16 protein-coding genes are annotated in these 20,780 nt (G+C 34.6%); 5 read left to right on the forward strand and 11 right to left on the reverse strand.

Translation table 11 applies throughout. The features are described 5' to 3' along the window. The first annotated feature begins 15 nt into the window (after positions 1-15). Positions 16-1,938 carry a transglutaminase-like domain-containing protein gene (locus H7355_RS00440; protein WP_186643793.1) on the forward strand — a complete coding sequence of 641 codons (1,923 nt, stop codon included), beginning with the start codon at positions 16-18 and terminating at the stop codon, positions 1,936-1,938. A 16-nt stretch (positions 1,939-1,954) separates the two neighbouring features. Here H7355_RS00440 and H7355_RS00445 read toward each other — a convergent pair whose 3' ends face one another. Together H7355_RS00445 and yihA are read right to left on the reverse strand one after the other, a co-directional pair. Beyond that, the gene (locus H7355_RS00445; protein WP_186643795.1) at positions 1,955-2,632 is read right to left on the reverse strand and encodes a tRNA (cytidine(34)-2'-O)-methyltransferase; all 678 of its coding nucleotides are present in this window, start codon (positions 2,630-2,632) and stop codon (positions 1,955-1,957) included. Further along, complete coding sequence (gene yihA, locus H7355_RS00450; protein WP_186643797.1) at positions 2,622-3,299, reverse strand: ribosome biogenesis GTP-binding protein YihA/YsxC; 678 nt, start codon at positions 3,297-3,299, stop codon at positions 2,622-2,624. Before yihA ends, H7355_RS00445 begins: the two co-directional genes overlap by 11 nt. 121 nt (positions 3,300-3,420) lie before the next feature. On the opposite strand from yihA, the gene lpdA reads away from it, so the two are divergent. The 3 genes from lpdA to H7355_RS00465 all read left to right on the forward strand — a co-directional run bounded on the left by lpdA (position 3,421) and on the right by H7355_RS00465 (position 7,311). After that, on the forward strand, positions 3,421-4,824 hold the full coding sequence (lpdA, locus tag H7355_RS00455; protein ID WP_186643799.1) for a dihydrolipoyl dehydrogenase: 1,404 nt from the start codon (positions 3,421-3,423) through the stop codon (positions 4,822-4,824). 50 nt (positions 4,825-4,874) lie between these two features. Beyond that, positions 4,875-6,167 carry a dihydrolipoamide acetyltransferase family protein gene (locus H7355_RS00460; protein ID WP_186643801.1) on the forward strand — a complete coding sequence of 431 codons (1,293 nt, stop codon included), beginning with the start codon at positions 4,875-4,877 and terminating at the stop codon, positions 6,165-6,167. Positions 6,168-6,261: 94 nt separating this feature from the next. After that, positions 6,262-7,311: a BMP family lipoprotein gene (locus H7355_RS00465; RefSeq protein ID WP_186643803.1), complete on the forward strand. Its 1,050-nt coding sequence runs from the start codon at positions 6,262-6,264 to the stop codon at positions 7,309-7,311. A gap of 6 nt (positions 7,312-7,317) precedes the next feature. Here the strand turns inward: H7355_RS00465 and H7355_RS00470 are convergent, their stop codons facing one another. Together H7355_RS00470 and H7355_RS00475 are read right to left on the reverse strand one after the other, a co-directional pair. Further along, positions 7,318-7,899, reverse strand: a complete 582-nt coding sequence (locus H7355_RS00470; RefSeq protein WP_186643805.1) for a hypothetical protein — start codon at positions 7,897-7,899, stop codon at positions 7,318-7,320. A gap of 39 nt (positions 7,900-7,938) precedes the next feature. After that, entirely contained in the window at positions 7,939-9,129 is a 1,191-nt protein-coding gene (locus H7355_RS00475; RefSeq protein ID WP_186643806.1) for a hypothetical protein, read from the reverse strand. A 298-nt stretch (positions 9,130-9,427) separates the two neighbouring features. On the opposite strand from H7355_RS00475, the gene H7355_RS00480 reads away from it, so the two are divergent. Then, on the forward strand, positions 9,428-10,228 hold the full coding sequence (locus H7355_RS00480) for a nucleoside phosphorylase (RefSeq protein WP_186643808.1): 801 nt from the start codon (positions 9,428-9,430) through the stop codon (positions 10,226-10,228). A 1-nt stretch (position 10,229) separates the two neighbouring features. Here the strand turns inward: H7355_RS00480 and argS are convergent, their stop codons facing one another. From argS to H7355_RS16100, 7 genes are all read right to left on the reverse strand, one after another. Then, a complete protein-coding gene (argS, locus tag H7355_RS00485; protein WP_186643810.1) occupies positions 10,230-12,005 on the reverse strand; it encodes an arginine--tRNA ligase in 1,776 nt (591 codons plus the stop codon). Between the two features lie 165 nt (positions 12,006-12,170). After that, positions 12,171-13,550, reverse strand: a complete 1,380-nt coding sequence (gene radA / locus H7355_RS00490) for a DNA repair protein RadA (RefSeq protein WP_186643812.1) — start codon at positions 13,548-13,550, stop codon at positions 12,171-12,173. Then, the gene (rlmD, locus tag H7355_RS00495) at positions 13,547-14,983 is read right to left on the reverse strand and encodes a 23S rRNA (uracil(1939)-C(5))-methyltransferase RlmD (protein ID WP_186643814.1); all 1,437 of its coding nucleotides are present in this window, start codon (positions 14,981-14,983) and stop codon (positions 13,547-13,549) included. Before rlmD ends, radA begins: the two co-directional genes overlap by 4 nt. Before the next feature lie 15 nt (positions 14,984-14,998). Beyond that, complete coding sequence (locus tag H7355_RS00500; RefSeq protein ID WP_186643816.1) at positions 14,999-16,150, reverse strand: FapA family protein; 1,152 nt, start codon at positions 16,148-16,150, stop codon at positions 14,999-15,001. 82 nt (positions 16,151-16,232) lie between these two features. After that, positions 16,233-17,597 (reverse strand): undecaprenyl-phosphate glucose phosphotransferase, encoded by a 1,365-nt coding sequence (locus H7355_RS00505; protein ID WP_186643825.1) that lies wholly within the window; start codon positions 17,595-17,597, stop codon positions 16,233-16,235. A gap of 12 nt (positions 17,598-17,609) precedes the next feature. After that, positions 17,610-18,776, reverse strand: a complete 1,167-nt coding sequence (locus tag H7355_RS00510) for a glycosyltransferase (protein WP_186643827.1) — start codon at positions 18,774-18,776, stop codon at positions 17,610-17,612. A gap of 267 nt (positions 18,777-19,043) precedes the next feature. After that, entirely contained in the window at positions 19,044-20,744 is a 1,701-nt protein-coding gene (locus tag H7355_RS16100) for an NFACT RNA binding domain-containing protein (protein WP_186643829.1), read from the reverse strand. Between the last annotated feature and the right edge of the window lie 36 nt (positions 20,745-20,780).

The following is a 20,780-nucleotide window of genomic DNA, read 5'->3' on the forward strand; positions in this document are numbered from 1 at the left end:
TTTTGGAGATTAAAAGTGAATATAAATATTTTTTATCATCGTCAGATTGTTAATGCAATAATTATTTTGTTTTTTATACTTTTTGTTAGAACTGCTATGGCTCGTTGGCAGAAAACAGAGGAAGTTACACACATTATCGATTATTATAATCGTGAAATAAATGTGGATGAAAAAGGACTCTTTACAGATAAAGTGAATGCTAAAATAACCTTAACTAAAGATTCTGCACCTGATAATTTTTTAACACATCCGATTAGTTACGATCCAACAATTGAATCTTTCAAAGTTATAGAAGCATATACAATTTATGAAGGAAAAAAATATAAAGTTCCAAAAAAAGATATAGAAGATAAAAGTATAGCTAGTAATTCGCTGGGTTTTCGCAAAGAGAATCAGATTTTGATTAAATTTCATAATGTTAAAAAAGGTGCAGAGCTTTATTTAAGCACTTTTAAAAAGGTTAAAGAAACATTGGTGCCAAATTTATTTGCAAAAGAATTTTTATTTAATTTTTCTGGATATTTATTAAGTTCAAATATTAAAATAAATTCTAAAATTCCTCTTTATTCTTCTAGGAGTGATAAGAATGAAGCACTTGAATTTAAGGAATTAAAAAATAACTCAATACAAACAATTGAAATAAAATTAAAAAAACCCTATCTAAAAGTTATCGTCGATGAAGATTTTGCTTTTTTAAATATATCTGAAGTCCCTATGGTTGCCGTTTCAAGCTTAAATTCTTGGCAAAAAATATCTGATTATAAGATAAAAAAATATGAAGAGATTCTTTCGCAAAAAATTCCAGATATGTTTGCAAATTTAGTTGATGAAGCTGCTAAACAGGAAAATATAAATGACAAAATAAATGTTGTGACATCTGGGGTAGCAGAGAAAATTAAATATTTTGGCGATTGGCGCTCTTTAGAAAGTGGTTTCGATCCCCGAGACTTAGCAGAAATTGCTAAGACTGGATTAGGTGATTGCAAAGATTATTCAATAATGACGACTGCTCTTTTGAGAAAATTAGGAATTACAGCACATGTTGCTTATGTTTATAGCTCAATATATTATGAAGAATATCCTGTGAATTTACCTAATCTTAATTCATTTAATCATATGATTGTCCAAGTTGAGAATGACGGAAAAATAAAGTGGATCGATCCAACCCAAGGGTTAAGTTATGCTCAAGGAATTTTTCCAAATATTGCTGGGAGAAATGCTCTTGTTGTGAAAGCAAATTCAGCTGGACTTGAATATATCCCGGCTTTGACTGCTGAAGATTTTGATGTTGTCAAAAAAGAAATTCATGATTTTTCTGAAAAAGGAATGATTTATAGAAAAGGGTCTATCGAACTTAAAAACTTTGCTTCTGAGCAATTTACAGCACTTGAGTTACAACATTCTAAAGAAACAATCGATAACTATTTAGCCAATTTATTTTCTTCTAAGAATAGCACTATAATAAGTTATAATTTTGCAGAATATGATTTTAAATCAAGGATTTTGAGCGATAAAGTTATAAATTATAATATCAAAATGAAGTCAAACGAATTAAAAACAGATTTGGGTAATGCATATATGCTAAATGCATTGGATAATTATGTAAATAATTATTTATTTAAAACAGATGATAGAAAATCCGATTTATACATTAAATATCTAAATAAATTTAAAGATATAAAATTGTTAAAAAATGTTTATCGCTCAAAAACAGATTTTAAAGGTTGTGAAGTTAATTCTAAATGGGCTGATTTTTCTAGAAAAATAGTTGATACAAAAGAGGGAGTTGAAATTATTGATTTTGTTGAAACGAAACAGATGCACATATTAAATCAAGATCTTTTGAGTAAAGAGTTTAATGATTTTCAAGAAGAACTTGACTCTTGTATCAATAGATTTGCTATTATAAACTCGAGCAAAGCTTTTCAAAGATCATAATAGATTTATGTTTTATTTAGTGTGAAAGTTTTGCAAGAGCTACATAAACAACAATCGAAACTGTATTTGCTAGGTTTAAACTTCGTACGCCCCGATTGAACATAGGAATGGTTAATTTATGACCATTCTTTTTTTCAATTGCTTGCTCCATAATTTCTTTTGGAATGCCAAATGTCTCTGCTCCAAAAACGAGAAGATCTCCCGGCTGAAAGGCAAAATCGATCGGTGTTTCTGTGCCTCCAGTTTCGATAAATATCAAGCGGCGCTTCGATCGGGTTTTTAAGAAGTCTGTAAAACTTTTGTGGACATACACATTAACATGTTCCCAATAATCCAGTCCCGCTCGTCGGAGTGCTTTTTCTGTAATGTGAAAACCCATGGGTTCTATTAAATGCAGAGTGCATGAGAACGCAGCACACAAACGAGCTATCGTTCCTGTGTTTTGGGGAATTTGTGGGCAATAGAGCACGACTTCAGGATGATATTTTATAAGTTCATCACGACAGAGTGGTTCTAAATATCCACTTTTCTCGTAGGAAAGTTCAGGGCATTTTAAGGGGACAATATTGTCACTTTCAGAAAGACTTTCACCTAATTTATAAACAAGTTTTCCAGTGTATTCTTCTTTTTCATCTTGAAATTTTTGTAATTTAGCATTGCGCTTCATCTGGGATTTGGAAATGTTATGGGGCATTTTCTAAATCCTCAGTTTCTTTGTCGAGAGAGTCGAGCAATCCCGCCAAGGAACGTAGGATATCCTGTAAGCCAATTTTTTTGTCTGAACTCACCGTTAAGACCTGGCTAGGAGAAAGCGCTAGTTTTTTGGCGTGTTGAATGCGAACTGCATTCCATTTGCTCTTATGCAGCTTATCGCATTTTGTTTGAAGTGCGATTACCTTTAATCCAAGTTGTTGGAACCAGCGAGATAAGGCTTCATCTTCAGGCTGTATATCCCTTCTGATATCAACAAGCATAAGAACGGCAAAAAGCCCTTCGCGTTTTTCAAAATACTCTTGCATGGCATTTTGCCAATGGGCTCGAGTGGATAAGGAGGATTCCGCATAACCATAACCAGGCAGGTCGACAAGCAAAAACTCACCTTTTTCCGCTGAAAAGAGGTTAATGGTCTGCGTTCTTCCAGGCGTGTTGCTGACCCTGGCAAGCTGTTTTTGTCCTGCTAAGTAGTTGAGTAATGAGCTTTTACCGACATTACTACGTCCGACAAAGGCAAATTCAGGCACTGTCGAAGGTGGAAGATCGGAATTAATCATCCCTGAACTCACAAACTCCACATGGAGAGGTGTTTTCTTTTCAGAGAGAGATTGGATAAAATTCTGTGTTGGCAATTTGATCTCGCGCATGGGGAGTTTTCCCTTTCCCAAGGTTGCGTTTTACGAAGGGCAAGACTACATACAAACAGCGGGTGATTCCAAGTGCCTTTTAGGATATTTTTTAGGTTATTGTCACTGGGGAGAAATTTTAATGTCTACAAATTATGATCTCATTGTTATCGGAAGTGGCCCAGCTGGGTATGAAGGCGCTATTTATGCCAGCCAGCTTGGGATGAAAGTTGCTCTTATAGAAAAAGAGCAATGGCTTGGAGGGACGTGTTTAAATGTTGGATGTATTCCAGCAAAATCCATGCTACAATCAGCACTTATGTATGAAAAGGCTAAAAAATTTGCGAGTTATGGTGTTAAAATCGCTGGAGCAGACAATCCAGAACTTGATTTCCCCCAAGTGAATAAACGCCGTGATGAAATTGTGAAAACCATGACAAACGGTGTTGGTTTTCTTATGAAAAAAAATAAAGTCGACGTTATTCGTGGTTTTGGCTCAATCGTTGCTAAAGGGCAAGTGGAAGTCAATGCAGAAGGTAAAAAGACAAATTACACCTGCAAAAATATTTTAATTGCCACTGGAAGTCGTGCGAGACATCTTCCTCACATTAAAGTGGACGGAAAGAATATAGTTACATCAGAAGAAATATGGGCTTTTGATAAAGTGCCTGAAACTATGGCCGTACTTGGCGGTGGTGTTATTGGGTGTGAATTCGCATCAGCTTATGGCCGTTACGGAACTAAAGTAACAATTCTTGAAATGGCGGAGCAAATTTGTCCAACTGAAGATCATGAAACTGCAGCTGAACTTACAAAAGCACTCAAAAAACAAAATTGTGAAGTACTCACCAGTACAAAAACTAAATCCATTGTTGCAAAAGGCAATAAAGTCGAAGTGCAAATTGAAGGTGAAAATTCCGTTCGTATTTTTGATAAAGTATTGTTAAGTGTTGGACGTTCACCTAACGTAGAAAATATTGGACTTGAAAAAGTTGGTATCAAACTCGATGAACGTGGATTTATTCCTGTAGATCTTAAGACCTACCAAACAAATGTAGCAGGAATTTATGCAGTTGGTGATGTTCTATCTACACCTCAACTTGCGCACACAGGTTCTGCAGAAGCTCTTTATGCGGTCGATATTATTGCTGGCAAGAAACGCCATCCAATTAATTACTTAACAAACCCAGCAGCTATTTATACTTATCCTGAAATTGCAAGCATTGGTCATACAGAAAATCAATTAAAGAAATCGGGCCGTGCTTATAAAGCAGCTAAGTTTCCATTTTCTGCTGTTGCGAAAGCGCGTATTGATGACATTGCAGAAGGATTTGTTAAAATCTTAGTCGATCCAAAATACGGCGAAGTTCTTGGTGTTCACATTGTCAATACAAAAGCAAGTGAAATGATTTCTGAATTTGCGTTAGGTAACAACCTTGAAATGACAATCGAAGAATTGGCTCACACAATTCATCCACATCCAACCGTGTCAGAAATTATAAAAGAGGCTGCACATGCAGCAATGGGACATCCAATTAACATGTGATATGTTTGCTTTTGTAATTGAGAACTGATGAAGACAAAGGATTATTAAAAATGGCAACTCAGAATGTTCTTATGCCACAAATGGGCGAGTCAATTCAAGAAGGAACACTGACTCGATGGCATAAAAAAGTTGGCGATAAAGTTCAACGCGAAGAAATATTATTTGAAATCTCAACTGATAAAGTCGACACAGAAATCCCTTCGCCTGCAAGTGGAGTTCTGGTACAAATATTAGCTAAAGAAAACGATATTGTTAGTGTAAATTCCGTTGTGGCCGTTATCGATGATGCTGCACAGCCAGGTACAAGTGCCCAAGCACCAGCAGAAGCTCCAGCTCCTGCCGCAGCTAAAGCATCGGTTCCTGCTGCTTCCGCACCATCTGCGCAACCTGCACACGACAATGCTAAAGTCTTAGCAAGCCCATTGGCACGTAAAGTTGCTGAAGAGCATTCTGTCGATTTGTCTAAACTTCAAGGATCCGGTGAAGGCAATAAAATTGTTAAAAATGATGTTCTTGCTGCCCTTGAAAGTGGTAAATCTGTTTCACCTCTTGTTGCTGCTGCTGCCGCTGCTGCAACAGCTCCTGTTGCTAAGGCAAGCGCTGATCACGTTAAATCAACGGGAGGATCCTCCGAAGGTGTGATTGACGGAGTAAGAGTCAGCCGTGTGCCAATGACAGGAATGCGCAAAAAAATTGCAGATCACATGGTCATGAGCAAAAGAACAAGTCCACATGTGACTTCTGTCATTGAAATTGATTTGCAAAAAATTGTTGATGTGCGTGCAAAATTTAAAGATAAATTCGAAGCAATTAACGGATTTAAATTAACATTTATGCCTTTCTTCTTACAAGCTGTGGTCGAAGGAATTAAGGCTGTGCCTGTTGTCAATGCCAGTGTCGATGGAGATGCTATTCTTTATAAGAAAGATATAAATTTAGGCTGCGCCGTTGCATTAGATTGGGGTCTTATTGTTCCGGTCATTAAAAACTCTTCTGAAAGAAGTTTTGTTGGTCTCGGCCGCGAATTGAATAATTTAGCTGAAAAAGCACGCAATAAAAAACTGGCTCCAGATGATGTGCGTGGTGGTACTTTCTCAATCAGTAATTACGGTGGATTTGGCACAGTGATAGGTCAACCTATTATCAATCAACCACAAGTGGCAATTTTTGGTATTGGTGCAATGCAAAAGAAACCAGTCGTTATCAACGATGCGATTGCTATCCGCACTATGTGCTATTGTGTTCTGTCCTTTGATCATCGTGTCATCGATGGTTCAGACAGCGGTAAGTTTTTAAGCACAGTTAAAAATGTTCTTGAGAACTGGAATATTCCAGTCATTTAATATTTCCGGAATTTTTTCTAAAAAAAGCGCACTGTCTGTAACTTTAATGAACTCAAAGAGAACAACTCTTTGAGTTTTTTTATGGGAATAAAATATGAAAAAATTTTTGCTTTTATTTGTTTCTTTAGTTTCGTTATTAAATTTATCAGTCGATTTAAATGCAAACGCAAAACAAAAAATTTGCATGGTGCTCGATCGTGGTGGGAAAGACGATAAATCGTTTAATGAATCTGCAGTGCGCGGTTTTCAAAAAGCAATGGAAAATTTAGATATTTCTTCAGAAAGTAAATTTCTTGAAATCCATTCTGATGCTCAGATTCAGCATTATCTAAGAAATTTCTCTCTTGATCCCGCCTGTAGCTTAATTATAACGATTGGCTTTAATCCTTCAAGTTATGTAAAAAGTTTTGCAGAAAAATATGCGAATAAAAAATATCTAACGATTGATCATAAAGCTCTCTCTTCAAAGAAGAATATTCGTTCTGCTCTTTTTCGAGAAGATGAAGGGGCATATTTAATGGGAAGTATTGCTGCCATTAAATCGAAATCGAAAAAAATAGGTATGGTTGGAGGAATGGAGATTCCTATGATGAGTCGTTTTGCCCTGGCTTATGAAGCAGGAGCAAAACACATTTCAAGTAAAATCCATGTGGCAAAAAGTATTATTGGCACAACACCGGATGCTTGGAACAATCCAGCAAAAGCAAAGGAAATTGCACTTGCGCAAATTTCTCAAGGTGTAGATGTGATTTTTCAAGTTGCAGGCCCTTCCGGTATGGGAGTATTCGATGCCATTAAGCAAGCAAAAGAAAAGAATCCAACTCAAACTTATTTTGCTATAGGAGTCGATTCCAATCAAAATGCTATTGCGCCTAAAATCATTTTAACCAGTATGGAAAAGCATGTTGATATGGCAGTTTATTCATCAATTGAAGATATTGTAAATGAAAAGTTCACCAGTGATATAAAAGAGTACAACTTAAGAAATGGTGGTGTTGACTGGGCTTTTGATAAGCATAATAAATCTTTATTTAGCGCATTTGAAATCCAACGAATAAATAAAATTCGTTCTGAAATTATTGAGGGAAAGATTAAAGTACCAGATTTTTATACTTTACCTAAAAAAGATCAAAAAAGTATTTAATTTAAATTAAAGGTATATAACTCTTTCTTCATTTTTTTCATTTATGAGTCTTAGAATTATATTTCTTTTAATATTCCAACCATATTTCTCAGGATGGATAAATTCTTCAAGAATTTTCTTTCTAGATTTTCCTTTTACTTTAAAATAAAATTCACAAATAGGAGCATTGGATGCTCCGCTTATTTCTCGATTAAACATTTTAATACTTTGCACTGTATCTGTGATATTTTCTCTTGTTTCAAGGCGACATTCATCATTTGCTAAAATGTTCCATGGTCGTAAAATCTTTCCAGTCCAATTTTTATTTAGTTCTTCAAGTGTTCTAAAAATAAAAGTTCTCGTACGGACTCGAGCTATATATAATTCTGGATCTGGATTTGGGATAATATCATCATCATAAAAAGCTTGAAAATCTAAATATGTTTTTGGGAAATAGAACACAATATCTTTTGCTGTTGCTAAAGTTGAATCAAAAAAGATAGCTTCTTCAGTTTCAACGTATTGCTTGATAGGTTGCCCTACAGAATAAGCATATTGTGCATATACAAAAAATACAAATATTAAAGACAATCGCTTTTGTATGCTCATTGAATTATCCCTTAATCCAATAACTTTTATGCAGCTTTATTAGGTTCCTGACCAATAGAGTTTACAGTCGCCCAATAAATTTCTATTTACAAAACCATTTTCTGTTTGTTGAATGCATCCAACGGATAATGGAAAGACTGTCTCAGAGATATTGATTCCTCTAGGACTTTGGAACTCAAATTTAGCATTTACGTTAATTTCTTTTCTAAAAAATGCTTCATTGATTTTATAAGTAAAACGTGGAGCTGCAGTTCCTGGTTCTGTTATGTTAGCATTTGTACCAATTGCAGAAAAGAGTTGATCTTCCAGTTTTTGTCTCAATCTTTCTATTGATTGTAGAAGTTTTTCTTGGGCTTCTCTATTGTTTGGATCAACAGTAACATTTGAAATTATATTTCCACGACTATCTTTGTAAGTAATTTTCACTCCACATTGATCAGCTGCTTTATTAAGACAAAGACCTTCTTGCTCCCAAAAGTGACTCAACTGTGCTCTATCTAAAAAGCCATCCCATCTTCTCGAATATGCAATATATGCTTGATAGATTTTTGAGTAATTGACTTCAACTGAAGCTGTGAAGGCATCTCCGGCCGAATAGTATTGTGCATGTAAGTTTATTTGCAAGGCGTTACCACCACGCAGCATTTGCCGGTAAACACTCGCACCAACTTTATTCAACATCGCACTGACAGCAATATTTTGATTTAAAGATGGTCCATTGTTTGAATATGCTAGTGCCGAATAAAGAGTTGGATCGCACGTTGTAATTTTTTCGCCAGTAGATGGGTCTTCTTCAGTGATACAGATTGGTTTTTTAGTATCAGGATCGATGCCTGGAGTTAAAGGAACAACTTTGGTCTTAAAAAATGGAAAAGGCAAAGCTTTGTAACCTGCTTTTTCTATTGTTCTTATAAGAAGTTCTTTATCTGCACCGAAAACACCAGTTTCAAATTGAACATTAAATACACCTGAACCATCTGGTAAGGTTTGAAATCCAACTAAGGGCATTCCATTTATAGTCGCAACACGACCTGTTTTTGGTGCATAATAAACAATAGATTTATCTTGTGAATCATAAGCCAATTGAAAATCATGCAAGGATTTTGCATCGAGACCAATGCTGACAGGGACTTTATTTGGATCGACTGGATAAGCATGAGCCGAAGTGTGAAGCAATGAAAATAATGGAGAAAGAAGAAGAACTTTCAAACTATTTTTTAATATCGACATATTAATCCTCTCTAAAATTTTAATATGAAAATAAAATATTTTTATTGATATTTAATTCAAAATACCAATTATAAAAAAGAACTTCTCTTATAATAATATTTTATATTTCAAGCTATTTTTTTTGATTCTAGAATCGACTTAGTCTAACCCACATGAAACGAATTAAAACATTAGTACATGAAAGAAGTCAAAAATTTGACAAAGGTTTTAAGCCATTTTAATAATTATTTTTCATTTCCTTTGAGAGGAAGCAAAAAAGACATCTAGATATTTAATTTTATTATCTAAGGAAACGTAAATGTTACTCAATCATCTTAATTTTAGCATTGATTTCTTATCCAATCGCAACGTTCATTTATGTCTTTTGTCAGGTGATCCCAGTCGCACGCGTATGATCGCAGAGAAATATTTGCGTAATTCAGAATTGGTCTGTGATAATCGCGGATTGATTTGTTATATCGGCGAAACATCTTTAGAAATTCCAATCCTTGCTGCTACCTCTGGTATGGGAGCTCCTTCAACAAGCATTGTAGTAAATGAATTGGCTCAGGCAGGTATAGAAGTTATTATTCGAGTTGGTACGACTGGATCGATTCAAAAATATATTACACCGGGTAGTCTTATTGTTAATTATGCATCTCTTTGCAAACAAGGTGCTGCAAAAGATATTGCTCCCAATGAGTATCCTTCTGTTGCATGTCCTTTATTATCCACAGATCTTTACCACACTGCTAAAGGAATTCACCCTTCTGTTTATTTTGGTATCAATGCTTCTGTTGATACTTTTTATGAAGGGCAAGAACGATATGGTAATGCAAATCCTAAATTGTTAAGAAAGCAGCAAGGTCTTATTAAAGAATATCAACATTTAAATATTTTAAACTTTGAGATGGAGACTGGTACTTTATTTAAAATGGCAAGTGTTTATAAATTTCATGCAACAAGTATTTGTGGTGTGGTTGCAGCAAGATATTCTGAAAATGAGGAATCAGAAAAATTAATACATGATATAGTTGAAGATGTAACGGATAAAACAATTTTATCCGCTTTGAAAACTTTAGAAAATATTCAAAGCGGAAAATTGAAGTTAAATAATTAATTTACATTTTTTCTGGAGAATGAATTCCGAGAAGTGATAATCCTTCAGAAATAATTTTTTGTGTATTTTTAACCAATGCGAGGCGTGTTTTTTTTATATTTTCTTCTGCATTTTTTATTGGGCATTGCTCATAAAAACGATTAAAAGATTTAGCGGTATCATAAAGATATCCGGTTAATATAGAAGGGCGATTCTGCAAAGATGCTTGTAATGTAAAATCATTAAAACGAGAAAGTATAAATAATAATTCTTTTTCAGCTGTTTCGGTTAAGGTGTATTTGATATTTTCTTTGGGGTGACCAAGTTTATCAAGTATACTTGTACAACGCGCATGCACATATTGTAAATATGGGCCGGTTTCTCCATCGAGTTTAAGCCACTCTTCAAGGGAAAAGTTTATTTGAGTGTTGTTGTCAACGCGAAGCATTCCGTATTTAAGGGCTCCAATGGTGATATTTTTTGCAGTGAGCTCGATTTCTTCATCTGTCCATTGCCCGCGGTATCTTTCTAAGTAGTCATTTTTGACTTTTTCTTCCATTTTATAGCGAAGATCAAGAAGTTGTAGACCATTTAACTGTCTGGAACTGAAGGGTTTTCCATCTTCTGTGTTCACAGTTTCATAAGATAAATGCACTGATTTTGCTGCCTGTGGGTAGCCCATAAGTTCTGCTGTTTTAAACAATTGTTGAAAATGGAGTTTTTGTCGAGAGTCGACCACAACGATTGATTTTGTAACTTTAGGATCGGCGAATTTGCGTGTGATTAGATCGAGATCTTTAGTTAAATAAAGGCCATTACCATCGGATTTTAAAAACATGGCAAAACCTAATTTCCATTGGCTTAAATCAATGCCAATTGCACCATTATCTTTAACAAAAAAGCCTTCTTCAAATTTCTTCTTAACTAGAGTTTTGGATGGAGAATGGCATTCACTTTCAAAGTACCAAATATCAAAATGGGAATTTAGCCATTTATAAATATCTTTCAGATAGTTAAGACTCCACTCACGGGTTTCTTTCCATAATTCAAAATATTCACCTGCAGAATTATCAAGCTGCTTGAGTATTTCAGATATGTGTTGTTTGATTTCTAATTCTTGCTCAGTTCCTTTGGCTTGTTTAAAGGCTTCATCCGCTTCAGCATACATTTGTCCAAGCCAAGTGCTTTGATTTTCTCTCGGCAATTCTTTTTTGTTTGGATGGGTTAAATACCAAATAATTTTGGCAACATGTGTGCCTAAATCCCCTGGATAAGTTGCTCGCACAACTTGATTGCCAGCATACTCCAATAGATTGCAAACAGCATCGCCCAAAACGAGACAACGTAAATGACCCACGTGCATAGCTTTGTGCGTATTCGGTTGAGAGTATTCAACCACAACTTTGTCTTTTTCATTTTCTTTTAACAGATCTTTTTTGAAATATTCTCCTGTATTTATGGAGGAAGAAAACGATTCTGCAAGTTTTTCAAATTGGCAATGAAAATTTAAATAGGCATTTACACAATCTACTTTTTCAACGAGCTGATGTGCTTTTGTGTTTAGACTTTGAGCGAGTTCTTGAGCAATTTTTTGCGGTGCTTTTTTAAATGCTTTTGCAAATAAAAAGCAAGGAAGTGCAGCTTGTCCCAAGGAAAAGTCAGGGGGAACTGTCAATTGATTATAAACGTCTTGTTCAGCGATTTGAAATTCTAAACCCGACTCCTGTGCAAATTTATTCAATTGAGCGCAGACAATATGAGCTATTTCAGATTTAAAGGGGTCGTGTAAGGTCGGCATTTTTCACCAGAATTTTAAAAATGTTAAAACATATTTAGAATGGCATTCTTAGAAGAGCAGAGTCAAGAAATGCTCTCATCAGAGCCATAATATGCTCGATACGTTATTGCAAAACCTAAATTGTGTCTAGAATTCTTAGAACTTAATTGTTAATTTTTATTGGAATTAATTGTCAAAACGAATGACTTCATTGACGCTTTCTATAGGTATAACGAAGAAGGGTTTTTCTGCTTTTTCAAGAAGTTTAAGAATGTGTTCTTTTTCTTGCTGATAATTGCGCAGAGGGATATAAATTTTTTCAAAACCCAATTTATAAGCCTCTAAAATTCTTGGGAGAGCATGGTTAACCATGCGCACTTCACCCGATAAGCTCACTTCACCAAAAAAAGCCGTTTTTACAGGCAATGGTTTGTTAAATAAACTTGAAGCCACAGCAGCTGCGGTTGCAAGATCAATTGCTGGTTCAAAAATTTTAAATCCACCTGTAACGTTCGCATAGACATCAACGTTAGAAAGATAAAGCCCCGCACGTTTTTCCAGAACTGCTAAAAGAATGGTAAAGCGATTCGTGTCAAACCCTGTGGCCAAACGTCTGGGCGAGGCAAAAGAGGTTTTACCAACGAGAACCTGCACTTCGATAAGCAAAGGGCGGGTGCCTTCCATACTCACTGTGATTGCCGCTCCCTCACAACTTCTTTTGTTTTCATCTAGAAAAACTGAACTTGGGTTGGGGATATCGACTAAGCCATGTCCTTGCATGGCAAATACCCCGATTTCTCCGGTTGAACCAAAACGATTCTTATTTGCCCTTAGTATTCTGTAACCACTTGATGTGTCACCCTCTAAATGCATAACAGTATCAACAAGATGCTCAAGAACCTTAGGACCTGCGATCGATCCTTCTTTTGTCACGTGCCCAATGACAAATGTTGAAATCCCTTCACCCTTTGCAGTTTGCAAAATGAGATTGGTGCATTCTCTGATTTGGCTTACATTTCCAGGGCTTCCTGGGAGTTCAGGGTTATAAACTGTTTGAATAGAGTCCACAACGAGAACATGGGGACAGATTTGTTTTGTGGCTTCGAGAATAGAATGAATATTTGTTTCATTTGTAACTAAGATATTTGGGTTGAGTGAGCCTAAACGTTCTGCTCTCAATTTGATTTGTGTGCAACTTTCTTCACCACTGGCATAAAGAACTTTGAAGCCTCTTTGGGCAAGTCCGTTTAAAGCTTGTAGGAGTAAGGTTGATTTACCTATTCCGGGATCGCCACTTAAGAGCACAAGACTTCCCACAACAAGCCCACCACCTAAAACGCGATCAAGTTCTGGGACTCCACAAAATATTCTTTTCTCTAATTTTTCTTCGACTTTTGGAAGAGGTACAACAGTTGCTTTAGTTGAATTATGGTTAAAGTGTGATTTACTCACAGTTTCTTCTTGAATGGAGTTCCAAGCGCTGCAATCTGGGCATTTGCCAAGCCATTTCGGGTGGGTTGCTCCACAGGAAGTGCAAACAAAAACTTGTTTAAAAGAATTTTTCATCCATTTCCTCGTTCAAAACACCCAAGCACTTCATAATGAATTGTATGACCAAAAGCATCGAAAAGATTTAAATTTTTTAAGCGAAAACCTCCTTCAAGCAACACGCGTGTGTCACGCGCAAAACTCGCAGGATCACAGGCAAGATACACAATAAGAGATTTTTTACTACAGAGTTCCACTATCTTTTGCATGACTTCGATACCTGAACCCGCGCGGGGAGGATCAAGAATTATGAGATCGACTTCTTTATAATTTTCAGGTTGTTCTAGTTTCTTTTTAAATTCTTGATCAATAAAGATTTCGACGTTGTTTGTGATTCCTGTAACAGGCAAATTTTTACAGTTATTATTTAAAGAATCGATTGCTTCTTTTATACCTTCTATTCCAAAACATTGAACATTTAAATCAATTCTTTTGCCTGCAAAATATGGAAGAGCAGTAAATATTCCTGCACCAGAATAAAGATCCCACGCAATGAATTGTTTTTTATCGCTTTTATTTTTTATAAAAGTTTTTAAAAATTCATCAGCGGCCTCTTTTATATGTTGATAATATAAAGGTATACAATCCAAATGAGGTTGAATAAAACTTTGCTTTTTTAAACGAAATCTTGGGAGCTCAGGATGCTTTAAATGTATAATTTGTTCATTTTGTATAGTCAGATATTTTTCTAAGATTGTTAAACATATTTCTTTGTTAGGTTCTTGATCAACATTGAACATTGCAATATTTAACACAACTTTTTCATCATCACATTCCGTAAGTTCAATCTCGCACTCCATTTGGCGACTGAACTTTTTCTCTTGAATTTCGTTTAAAGCTTTAGTTAAATTCTCTTTTAGAAATGCAATTTTTTCATTTATCTTAAGACTCGTTATTAAACAATGTGAAATATCAACTATTTTGTTAGAATTATTTTCTTTGAAACCAAGTTCTTTACCATTAAAATGAAAACGCACTCTCCTCCTATAATGTTCTTTTTTTAAAAAAATAAGCGATAGTATTTTCTCAGATAAATTAATATTAGTTGAATCCCATTTTCCAATTCTTTTTAAAGTTTCAAAAAACCAGCGGGATTTAAATTCAGATTGAACTTCTGGCGCTATATGTTGCAACTGACAGCCACCACACTTTGCAATATATTTACAAGGTGGTTCGACTCTGTGCGGAGAAGAATTTTCAATTTTAAGAGCAATTGCATTTTTATAATTAGATTTTTTATAGACAATTTCAACTTTTGCTGTTTCATTTTCAATCATATCTTTTACAAAAACAATTATACCATCCTCACTGCGAGCAATTGCTTTTCCATCTGTAGACATGGCGTAAGAGGTTAATGTTTCTTTTTCATGCTTTATGTTTGGATTAATATGTGCTTTTAAATGTGACTTTTTTGAATGAAAAGATTTTTGACGATTGCGATGATACTGCATAGTTTGAAACTTTGCCTATTTTGTAGGTGATGGCCATGGCTGTGAATTTTGGATAATAATATTTGTTTTTTGAATTTGTATGCGGGAACCTTCAGATAGGGTTTCTATTTTTGAAGTACTAGAAAGCGTTTCTGAAAAAAACTTTATATAAGTTGGTTTTTCTTTTTCACTGCCAACTTTTTTAACATTTAAAGTTCCCTTTTTCATAAAAATTTCACTGCCGGTTATTTTTCCTGGCTCTCCTAAACACTCCAAATTACCGTTCGTTGTGATTCGAGAAGCAAGAATTGCTTTCTCAACCTTTATGTTACCTTCAACAATAAAACAACTCGATTGAATAAAGTTTGCTTCGAGGTTTCCATTTACGATTATGGCTTTGGAATCATCATGTGCATGATTGGTTTGAATACCGCTTAAAGCGACAGCATTTCCATGAACAGTGATGCCAGTGGCAGACCAGAATTGTTCGCAGGTAAAATCTCCATGAATCACCCATTCGAGCGCTCCGATTATATCGCATTTGGCAATGACGCTGCAATGAAACTCAATTTTTTTCATTTGATCTACGCGTAAATTTTTAATGGTATAAACAGGTTCGAACTTTAGTTGTCCATCTGGTGATACAACAACTTGTCCCCCCTTGTCGCAAACGAGTTCACCTTTTTCGTTGGTTGTAAAGGCAGGATCGGGAGTCAAAACAATTATTTTCTTAGGTTCACCTTTTTGAGGAGGCATGGGGAATTCTTGACCAAAAATTGATTTTGCTGGAGTAGCAGGTGCTGCTTGTTTTATGATGGCAAAAGGAATATTGGGGCGAACAAGATCTTTTGGCATCGTGATTGGATTGAGCCAGCGGATTGTAGCCCCTTTAGTTTCAGTATATGGGATTCCTTTTAGAAAAAGAAAATCTTTAGAAAATTGAGGGGGCTTAGAACTTGCTGCCCGCTTTATTTCTTCAACGGCTTCAGGTGTCGGTTTTAAAATATAACCTAATTTTTGTAAATAGGCACAAATTTGTTCATAATTTAAATGAATAACATCTGGTGAAATATGAGATTTTGCGGGTATATGGGCTGACATGCCATCTGGCGATGCTTTGATCGCAAATAAAGTTTTTGTTGCAGGAGAAGGAACTTGACCCGAGGGTGGATTAGTAGATGAACTCATCTCAGATCTCCAAAGCACATTTCTTTTATACAATTGTTACTTTAATTGTAACAGAATTTTAAAATCAATCAAAGAAATAGGATTAATAAGCATTTGGATGGATTAATCCTTTAAAAGGAGTCAAAAAAACGATTTTCAAATCAAGCCACATACTCCAATTTTGAATGTACCATAAGTCACATTCAATTCTTTTTTCGAGTGAAGTGTTACCACGCCATCCATTTATTTGGGCCCAACCAGTTATACCCGCTTTTACTTTGTGTCTTAACATATACCCAGGAATTTGTGTTTTAAAATTTTCGACAAACACAGGACGTTCTGGTCTGGGTCCGACAACACTCATATCACCCATTAAAACATTTATGAATTGTGGAATTTCGTCGAGACTTGTTTTACGGAGCCATTTGCCAATAGGTGTTGTACGATTGTCATTTTCTTTAGCCCACACAGGTCCACTCTTTTCTTCAGCATCGACATACATCCCTCTAAATTTATAACAGTAAAACATTTTCCCATCGAGTCCCATTCTTTCTTGTTTGAAAAAAACAGGACCTGCGCTGCTTATTTTTACGAGGAAAATGCACATTAAATAAATAGGTGAAAAGAATAAAAGAAATGCTAATGAAAAAATAATATCAAAAAATCTTTTGGCAAATCGACCGGTATTGTGCAAACTAGATGAATTAAGAGCAATTGTTAAAATCCCTTCAATTTTAATTGATTTAGGCTCAAAAAATATTCTCTCACCTAAATAAGGTATAAGAAGAATTTCTGAGAGATTTTTATCGAGATGTTCATAAATTTCGTTTACATGCGCTGTTTCTTCTGCACTCGGAATGACAAAAACTATACTAATATCATTTCTTTTTAAAATTTTACTTACAACATCAACTTCAGTAAATGAATGGCATGATATAAGTTCTAAGTTCCAATCGCTGCGAAAAGAAATTGCTTCTTTTATTTTTAGTACCTGTGGGCCATTGCCAATGATTATAGCTTGTTTCTTTCTTTTATTGTATTTTAAATATATTCTATTAAATTTTCTAACAAAACTGCGGCCAATTGGGAAAACAAAAGGAAGTATAATAAAGAATATTAACAATGTTAATCTACTAAATCTATGTTGATAAAGAAAATAAGAAAGCGTTACAAAGATAAAAAATGCTATTGTGTGTTTTTTAATAATTTCAAAATTTTCATCCCAGATCTTTTTTTTCTCAATATTTCTGCTGTATACATGAGTAGATATAAAAATAAATAAATAACTAAAAATAAGTAACGGCCATAGGCGTAAATAGTTTATTAAACTTTCTTTATCTTCTATAACTTTTAATAAATCCGTATTGAAGCGAATAATAAATGCAAATATCCATGAAAGTGAAATACAAAGTAAGTCAGAAATCGCTTTAAATATATTTAGTTTTTCAGAATGTCTGCTCAGTAACATTTTGTGAACCTTTTATAGCAAGTTTTCATTTTTTAGAGTTACAAAGACTTCATGGGAAAAGTTTTTTTGGAAATTTTCAATCGAGAAATTTTCGACTTGTTTTTTCATATTTTTGAGATCATTTTCAGATAAATCACGTTCAAGAGCTTTTAAAACAGCCTTGAGCATGCATTCCTTCGAATTTTCATTAAAGGTATATCCAGTCAATTCATGCAAAACTGTTTCTTTAGTTCCTCCTTGATTTGGGGCTATAACCCATAAACCTGATGAAGTTGCCTCTAATGGAACAATACCGAAGTCCTCTATCGCAGGAAATAAAAGAGCATGTGCCTTTGAAAATATAATAGGAACTTCATCATCTGTTGGATTGAGAAAAAATTCTACATTTTGTTTAAACTTTTTTTGGGCTTTTAAAATTTCCTCTCCATGACCAGCAGCAATCACTTGAATTCCATTTTGAATGAGAAATTCAAGAGTTTCATACATTTTTTTATAAGGTGTCCATGCTCCAAAAAGTAACACTTTTCTTTTTTGGATAGAGGCACAAGAAATTTTTAAGTTGTTTTGGAAAAACTGAGTGTGAATTGGGGGATAAATAACTGTTGAACTCTTGCCATAAAATAATGAGCATCTTCTTGCTACAAAATGACTATTAGTTAATAGTTTATCTATTCTAATTGAGGATGTAATATCCCAAATGCGCAATCGATTGAGCAGAATTCGCCTTAAAATTTCGACTGGGCGTTTAAAACTCGGACTTTTAGTGAAATAGCGGTGTTCTTGATCCCATGCATAGCGCATTGGACTATGAATATATGCGATGTGTAAACCAAGTGGAGAAGGTACAATTCCTTTAGCGACACAGCTACTACTTGATATTATTAAATTGTAATTTGATAAATCAAAACTTTCAATAGCGATGGGGAAAAAGGGTAATAAAGTTTTATAAAACTTTTTGATAAAAGGAATTTTTGCTAAAAATGATGCTTTAAATTGATGGGTGTGTTCAAGCTTTAGAACCTCCTGAGGATTGCCAAAGAGATAATAAAGATCCGCATTTGGAAATAAGTTAAGAATTTGTTCAAGAACCTTCTCACCACCCCTTCGGGAAAACATCCAGTCATGCACAACAGCAACTTTTAAATGTTTAGTTTGATTAATAAAATTTTCTTTATCCAAATATATTACTTCCTCATTTATATATGCGCAAATGATTCTCGAATGTGTAAATAATATTATAGATGCTTTTTTCTTGTTTTGTAAAGTTATATTGAGTTTTATGTATGAATTTTCTTTGATAAGATGAAATGTATAAAATAATTTTTCAATAAATAGAAAGATTGATTATTTTTTGTTCAGATTTAAAAAATTAATTTTTATATTTTATAAAATAATATATGTAATTTTACTGAAAAATTAAATAACATAAATTATTCTAATATTTTATTATACTTTTTTATGGGCAGGATCGGTGATTTTATGAAGTTCTGTATTGTCGTATTTGATCAATAAAGTCTCACACCGCCGCACAATCACTTTACCGGGTGGCAAATTTTTACGTTTTTCAATGTCTGCTCGAGTGGCTATTTGCACATCAGCACTTTGAGCGCGGCTGTGTTTAGAATGGTGAACAGCAAGTACGGAGGCTTCACGCAAGGATTGCATAGAAGGTTTATTGCCTTTGGGCTTTTCTAACCACACATGGCTGCCTTCACCAGTCAAAACGTGGATCCAAGTGTGATGCGACGGCATGAGTTTAATCATTTTATCACCATCTTCTGCAGAACGTGCTACGCGAATAAATTCTCCAGTTGAGGCAATAAATTCTTTAAATGGATATCTCTTAGCTTTTTCTTCACGGATTTTTTGCGCCTGTTCGCTTTCAGTCAGTGAAATATCAAGCACTTTGCATAATCTTGCAATAAGAGGAAGATCTTCTTTAATGAGAACATAATCAAGTGCATATTTTTCAAATTTTTTAAGATCGGTTTGCAGATGTATGTGCTTCTCTTTGTAAGCTTCTACTGCATTCTTTAATTCTTCGGCACTGTCAATTATTAATTTTTGAAAATCATATTCCGCTTTTTTGCTTTCAGCAATACGGGTTGTTAATTCTTGTTTTCTTCTTTTTAATACATCTATTTCATCATGAATTTTATTTAAAAGATCACCCGGTTTTTCGTTTTTCTTGAGAGAATAAAATGCGGGCATTCCGAATTCTTCTATAAATTGAGGTGGCACATACCAAATGACTGAATTTTGTGGCCATAAATAAAAATGAGTTTTAAATCCTTCGCTTTGTCGTTGTAAGCGTAATATTTCTTTGTCATCGGGTAAATCAGCTTTTTGTCTGCTCAATCTTCGACTTAAAAATTGCAATTTTGTTTTAGCACTTCTTCTTATGTGTGTAGGTAAATATTCGAGTGCAGAAGTTAAATGCAGAGGCATTCCTGTTTGCTTTAATTTTAATTCATTTGTTTCTGCTATTGGATTCGCAACTATTTTTTGCGAGTCAATATTTTCATTTTGTGGCAAGGGGCAGTAACAAATGAGTGGGTGTTCAAAGCAAGCTCTTTTTTTTGTTTTTGTGCAATCTTCGCTCCATTCGCACCAGCTTTCAAAGAAGTTATCTGAGTCGGAAAAATTCATTCCATATTGCGTTTTGTAGCGTGCAGGAATGGACGAATATTTTTTAGCAAGAATAATTCTTGGTGGTTTTGCATCTAAATCTAAAATAAGACAATTTGGTCCATCATTTATTTCTTGGAAATTTTCAATTTGTTTATTTGCATCAGCAAGTTCTATAATGATAGATATAGGCGAGATTGTTGCATATGCAGAACAGATTTTTCTTCCCTGTATATATTTTCGAGAAATTTGAACGATAGAATTTGGTTGTTTTAATGTTGTTGGTTTGAGTCGAGTGGTTGAAATTCCACTTTCCCCTTTTTTCATGGAAAGTAAAATTGCGCTTCTATCATCGCCAGGTTTATAAACCGATAAAATAATATGTCCTTGTTCCGATGCAGTTATTTTTTGTAAACTTGTGTTGATTATTCTGTGAAGTGGTTGGGCAAATTTCCTTGTCCAAATAGCAAGTTGAGCCATACCAGTTCTTAATTCTTGAGAAAATTCAGTTTCTTTCACGATGATCTTCCTATGCTGCTCTTTCATTAGCTAATT

It is taken from the genome of Fluviispira vulneris (genome assembly GCF_014281055.1).
Lineage (GTDB): Bacteria > Bdellovibrionota_B > Oligoflexia > Silvanigrellales > Silvanigrellaceae > Silvanigrella > Silvanigrella vulneris.

Coding starts and splice junctions, on each gene's coding strand:
- H7355_RS00445 (WP_186643795.1), bottom strand. CDS start 2,632: ATGCCCCATAACATTTCCAAATCCCAGATGAAGCGCAATGCTAAATTA.
- argS (WP_186643810.1), bottom strand. CDS start 12,005: ATGCCGACCTTACACGACCCCTTTAAATCTGAAATAGCTCATATTGTC.
- yihA (WP_186643797.1), bottom strand. CDS start 3,299: ATGCGCGAGATCAAATTGCCAACACAGAATTTTATCCAATCTCTCTCT.
- H7355_RS00480 (WP_186643808.1), top strand. CDS start 9,428: ATGTTACTCAATCATCTTAATTTTAGCATTGATTTCTTATCCAATCGC.
- radA (WP_186643812.1), bottom strand. CDS start 13,550: ATGAAAAATTCTTTTAAACAAGTTTTTGTTTGCACTTCCTGTGGAGCA.
- H7355_RS00460 (WP_186643801.1), top strand. CDS start 4,875: ATGGCAACTCAGAATGTTCTTATGCCACAAATGGGCGAGTCAATTCAA.
- H7355_RS00505 (WP_186643825.1), bottom strand. CDS start 17,597: ATGTTACTGAGCAGACATTCTGAAAAACTAAATATATTTAAAGCGATT.
- H7355_RS00500 (WP_186643816.1), bottom strand. CDS start 16,150: ATGAGTTCATCTACTAATCCACCCTCGGGTCAAGTTCCTTCTCCTGCA.
- lpdA (WP_186643799.1), top strand. CDS start 3,421: ATGTCTACAAATTATGATCTCATTGTTATCGGAAGTGGCCCAGCTGGG.
- rlmD (WP_186643814.1), bottom strand. CDS start 14,983: ATGCAGTATCATCGCAATCGTCAAAAATCTTTTCATTCAAAAAAGTCA.
- H7355_RS00465 (WP_186643803.1), top strand. CDS start 6,262: ATGAAAAAATTTTTGCTTTTATTTGTTTCTTTAGTTTCGTTATTAAAT.
- H7355_RS00475 (WP_186643806.1), bottom strand. CDS start 9,129: ATGTCGATATTAAAAAATAGTTTGAAAGTTCTTCTTCTTTCTCCATTA.
- H7355_RS00470 (WP_186643805.1), bottom strand. CDS start 7,899: ATGAGCATACAAAAGCGATTGTCTTTAATATTTGTATTTTTTGTATAT.